This window comes from Flavobacterium sp. AJR, assembly GCF_002156885.1.
In the GTDB taxonomy this organism is placed as follows: Bacteria; Bacteroidota; Bacteroidia; order Flavobacteriales; family Flavobacteriaceae; genus Flavobacterium.
Window position 1 is genome coordinate 1 of the sequence record NZ_NCWQ01000155.1, and the last position, 5,387, is coordinate 5,387.

A 5,387-nucleotide genomic window follows, 5' to 3' on the forward strand; every position below is an offset into this window, starting at 1 on the left:
CACTGACGATCACCAATGATGGCTGTACGGCAGACCAGGTACTAGATTTAAAAATTGGTTCTAAAATTACAAATGTGTTAACCCAGATAAATGTAAGCTGTAAAGGCGATGCAACAGGATCAGTAACCATCACTCCAAGTGGGGGAACAGGACCATATAGCATTCTCGAAGAGCAAACAAATTTGGCAGCTGGAGATTATACTTTCACTATAGTAGATGCCAATAACTGTACGGCAACTGTTGATGTTACTATTACAGAACCAGATTTATTAGAAGCTAAATTGGTAGGACCAATTCTTCAAGAAGTCTGTGTGGGTAATGAAGATGGGGCATTTAGTATAGAAGTTTCTGGAGGTAATATGCCTTATAGCTATAGTTTAGATAATAGAAATGGGCCATTTTTAAAAGGGGAGCTAAATCAAACAATATTTGACTTTACTAACCTACCAGGCGGTAAGCACATAGTTTACATTAAAGACGCTACAGGATGTACCGATGAAATAGAAGTACATATGGACGATGCAGTTGTATTAGAGCCTAAATCAGAGGTCAGCTATGTTTGTGCTAACAATTCTGCAGAAAATTTTGTTACAATAACAATTGATGCAAGTATTAAGAATTCTGGAGATATTGATTATGCTCTTGATTCAGGAGAGTATCAGTCAAGTAATGTGTTTGTAAATGTTGCTCCAGGAAGGCATACTGTGACAGCTAGACATTTGAGGGGTTGTGAACAAAAAACGGTGCCATTTACTATAGATGATATTCAACCATTAACATTAGTATTGAGTAATGGAGAACTAAATGAAATTGTTGCTACAGCTACAGGAGGAAGTGGAGTATACCAATATACATTTGATAACGAAGCTTATACTGTAACTAATAAGTTTATTATATACAAATCTGGAGTTTATACTGTGACAGTAACAGATCAAAATGGATGTACAGCTACGGCTTCGATGAGTTTTGAATATGTAGATGTTTGCATTCCTAATTACTTTACACCAAATGGAGACGGTATCAATGATGAGTGGGGACCAGATTGTACAATAAACTATAAAAATTTGACCTATACTATTTTTGATAGGTACGGACGTATAATTGCCGAATATAAATTAGGTCAAAAATGGGACGGAAAATACAAAGGAGTTGAATTATCATCTGGTGATTACTGGTATGTATTGAAGCTTAATAACAATAAGGATAACAGAGAATTTGTTGGACATTTTACATTATATAGATAAATACCAAGCAATTAACTATTGTTACCTAAAAATTATAATACAATGAAAAAATTTGTCATATCATTTCTACTTATGGCTGTAACATCAAGTTACAGCCAAGAGTTACATTTGCCTGTTTTTACGCAATATTTAGCCGATAATCCTTTTGTAGTGTCCCCAACATTTGCTGGTATTGGTGATAATCTAAGAATACGTGCCAATGGTTTAACCCAGTGGGTAGGTATCAAAGACGCGCCCAATAACCAATCACTCTATGCCGATTTTAGAATTTTGGACCGTTCAGGTGTGGGAATATCTCTTTATAATGATAGCAATGGATTTACAAAGCAAACAGGTGTTAAAGTATCATTTGCGCACCACTTGATTCTAGATTACTATTCCAAGCAATATTTATCTTTTGGAATCTCGTATAATATCAATAGTTTTAAAATTAATATTGATGAATTTAATTCAGGAACAGCAATTCCGAGCCCTTTAGATCCTGGTGTTACCGATAACAGGTCTATGTCTAATAGTAACTTTGATATAGGAGCTTTATATCGAAATAAGGATTTTTATTTAAGCTTTAACGTAGGTAATGTTTTGGATAAGAAAATTGATAAATTTGATGGAATAGAGCCTAGCTTACTTCGAAATTATCAGGTATATACCGGATATGTTTTTAAAGGTGCTGAGAATAAGCGAATTGAGTTTGAACCATCCGTTTATTATCAATTCTTTGCTAGTGATAAACGTTCCAGTACTGATTTTAACTTTAAGTTCAGGCAATACAATCGCTATGAAGATTATTACTGGATAGGGGTTTCGTATCGTTTTTTGAACGATCAGGCACTACAACCTTTAATGATTGGTCCAATGGCAGGTTTCAAGAAGTCCAATTTTTACTTCGGGTATTCCTACCAAGCTTCACTTAATCAAATTGGGGCCTATAATTCAGGAACGCATGTTATTACTATTGGACTTGATTTTCTTCGAGGAATCAGTAATTGTCCTTGTACCCAAAGTCCAGTTCGTTATTAGGTGATTTACGTAAGTCTAACAAAGATGTTATTAGCATAAACAGAATTGATTTTATTAATTTTTAAAAGTTAGTTTCTTAGGATTCTGATAATTTGTACATCCCCAAGTATGAATTCATTAAGAATGCTAGAAGCTGGCTTTTAAAAATTAATAAAATCATTAAATGTAATTGATAGTACTAAGAGTACTTAGTTCTAATTAAAGTGATCATTTTATCAATACAATAAGAGACCTTAGAAAGGTAACACAAAGTAGATTTTATTTTTACCATTTTTAGCGAAGGACAAGATATATTATCAATAAAAAAAGTCATTTACTTAAATGTAAATGACTTTTTAAGTTTTCATACTTTTATAGTTAGCTCATTGGATTTAGTTACTCTGTTTGTTCGTATAACTAGGGTTATTAAATTTAGGGCTAACACATAGAAACACATTTCTTTAGCATAATGCAATTATGTCATTGTAAATAAGTGAAATAGCTGCTTTACTTTAAAAAAAGACTGTGTTTCTATGTTATAAAGTTAATAAATCACTTTCTTGGTCTCGACATAATTATCATCCGAAATTACTTTTAGCAACAAAACTTGATTACTAGATCTTAAGTTGTCGATAATTAATTTAGAACCCGATACAGCTTCTTTTTTGTATAGTAAGTTCCCTGATATATCATAAATAAATACCTTATTGATATTCCTATTGTAAGCATCAACATTAATAGCTTTGTTAACAATGGATACCGAAATCTTATTTTCTGCTGTTTCTAAATCTTTCGTTGCTATAGGTACTAAACTAGTGGCAATTGTGCTGGCATTTACATCTTTTTCTGAGCCTATTTTTGATGATGAACCATCAATATTAAGGTTAATATAAAAAGGATTTAGGGATTTACAATTAGTAGTGTTATACATATATACATGCCCGATATAGTTCATATTGCCATCATCTGGAATATTTCCAGGTATCACAATTTTATCTGCAAGACCATAAGATGAATTAAATGTAAGTGGGGTAAAATTTTGATTTGGTATTATAGATGATGGGGCTTCAGTTCCAGTATTAAAGTCATACCATTCAACAGAATATCCTATGTAGGCAATAGCAGAAAATTGAGTGGGTATTGCTATATTTTGTGCAGAGGAGCTATTTTCATGTGCTATATCATAGGTGATGGGAAGATAAAAATATGGTGCCTCTATCACTGTTACTGTAATTGGTGGGGTACGCTCACCACAGCCCGAAACAGCTCTAAAACTTGTTGTACCGATGTATTCCTTCTTACCTAATGATGCATAAATATTGGTACTACTAGGATATGGCACATCTATCCAATTATTATCTATGCTGCTATTACTATATTCCCACCTACTAACTGGCCCTTGGTTGCCTGATAGGATTAAGTAACTATCAGTACTTCCTTCGCAAATTGTGCTTCCGCCAACTACACTTATTGTTCCACTAATTGCTGATTTGACAATAGCTGTATTATTGGTAGTAATAGTATAAGAACAAGATTCAGAAGTTATTTTAGTAATTGTTATAGTGCTAGAATTTATCTGGTTAGGGTAAGTTGGGCTATAAGAACTAAAGCTGCCAGTTCCTGCTGTAGTGACCGTTACATTAGCCGTTAATCCCGTTGCGGAAGGATTAGTCCTATTATAGGTTATTACATAATTACCAACGGGCAATGATGCTGTGCTCGATGTTAGTAATACATCAAGGGCACCAGAACCATTAGAGCACGTTACAGCAGTTACTCCAGTTAAACTATAAGTGGGGCAATTATAAGAGATAATCACTCGTCCCGCTGCACCAGCCCCGCCATAAAAGATAGTACCTCCTGCTGAATTTATTGCCCCGCTGCCACCGCCACCTGGAATTGAACCATCTTTTCCATAAGCATTACCATTAAAAAGAGTACTTGGAACAGAGGCACCTCCGGCACCTCCTGAATTTGCACCTGCTCCTCCTGCTCCGGAGCTAAGACCTAATGAAAGCAAGGCTGAAGTTCCCTTCCCGCCAGCTCCCCCGGCAATCTTAATAGTTCCTGCTGAAGCAGTAGTTGTTCCTCCCGGACTTGCACCTGGAGGTGTGGTATCTGAGTTGTTGGTACCACCTCCAGATCCTCCAGTTGCAAAAAATGATGCTTCGTAACCTACGATAGTAGAGCTGTTCCCAGATGTACTAGTCCCTCCAACTCCCAGAAATACTCTTCTGGCAACCAACACATTTAAAGTTGATGCCGGAACAGTAGTGAGTAGACTATTAACATAAGCACCACCGCCACCGCCAGCGGCTGCTCTTCCAAAAAGCAATCCTGCACCATTGGCGTTTCCACCAGATCCACCTCCGCCCCAAGCCTGAGCATTAATGCTGGTTACTCCTGCAGGGACATTAAATATACTATCTTTAGTAATTAAATGTGATTTGTTGGTCTGAGACCATGAATAAAAACTAATAAAAAATAGTAACAAGGATAATTTTGATTTCATAATAGTAGGTTTTAATGATTAAAAAATAAATTGACTAGTTAAGAATAGACTAATACGTGGTATTTAAAAATCAGTCTAATCAGATTGGGACTAATCTATTTATCATACTTTCCAGAGAAAAGAAAATATATAAAATGGAATGTTTGTGGAAAACAAGAATAAAGTTATTAATTATTTTATATAGCATAAAAAAAATATTTCATATTTTATTATGTAGTACAACAGATTAATTTGTAGTATTATTTATTTTTGAATCACCTTATTAGCAATGTGTTAACTTCTTGTTTTTTACTCTGTTAATTTGCCTTATTGATACAATTTATTACAACAGCTTGAGTGATTAATTTAGCTTTTTTTATGTAGATGGTATTTATAGAGAAGGGTAAGTTGGAGTTCAGTTTGATTATTAATTTATTGATACTATTAGGAAGATAGACGTATGACTGATAGAAAGGATAGGGCAGTATTATTGTACCCGTAATAAAAAATTATGATTGCTAAGTGATTAGTTAATGGTATCTAATCTTAGTTTTTTGTGGAATATTTTATATTGGAAAAGTAAAGTTTGTAGACACGAAAAGAATTACTGTGCTATCGTTTAATAGCTCTATTAAAACGATATTAAAACAAAG

The 5,387-nt window shown here is 34.2% G+C and carries 3 protein-coding genes; 2 read left to right on the plus strand and 1 reads right to left on the minus strand.

Annotation, left to right across the window (positions count from 1 at the left end; translation table 11 throughout):
• Together B8T70_RS22990 and B8T70_RS22995 are read left to right on the plus strand one after the other, a co-directional pair.
• Nucleotides 1–1,244 (plus strand): T9SS type B sorting domain-containing protein (locus B8T70_RS22990; RefSeq protein WP_133059421.1); only part of this gene is annotated, 1,244 nt, incomplete at its 5' end.
• A 42-nt stretch (nucleotides 1,245–1,286) separates the two neighbouring features.
• Nucleotides 1,287–2,264 (plus strand): type IX secretion system membrane protein PorP/SprF, encoded by a 978-nt coding sequence (locus tag B8T70_RS22995; RefSeq protein WP_039116707.1) that lies wholly within the window; start codon nucleotides 1,287–1,289, stop codon nucleotides 2,262–2,264.
• A 523-nt stretch (nucleotides 2,265–2,787) separates the two neighbouring features.
• Here the strand turns inward: B8T70_RS22995 and B8T70_RS23000 are convergent.
• The gene (locus B8T70_RS23000) at nucleotides 2,788–4,755 is read right to left on the minus strand and encodes a T9SS sorting signal type C domain-containing protein (protein ID WP_052259598.1); all 1,968 of its coding nucleotides are present in this window, start codon (nucleotides 4,753–4,755) and stop codon (nucleotides 2,788–2,790) included.
• Nucleotides 4,756–5,387 lie beyond the last annotated feature (632 nt).

What these genes read in the sequence shown, in the direction of transcription:
- B8T70_RS23000 (WP_052259598.1), bottom strand. Translation starts at nt 4,755, where the DNA reads ATGAAATCAAAATTATCCTTGTTACTATTTTTTATTAGTTTTTATTCA.
- B8T70_RS22995 (WP_039116707.1), top strand. Translation starts at nt 1,287, where the DNA reads ATGAAAAAATTTGTCATATCATTTCTACTTATGGCTGTAACATCAAGT.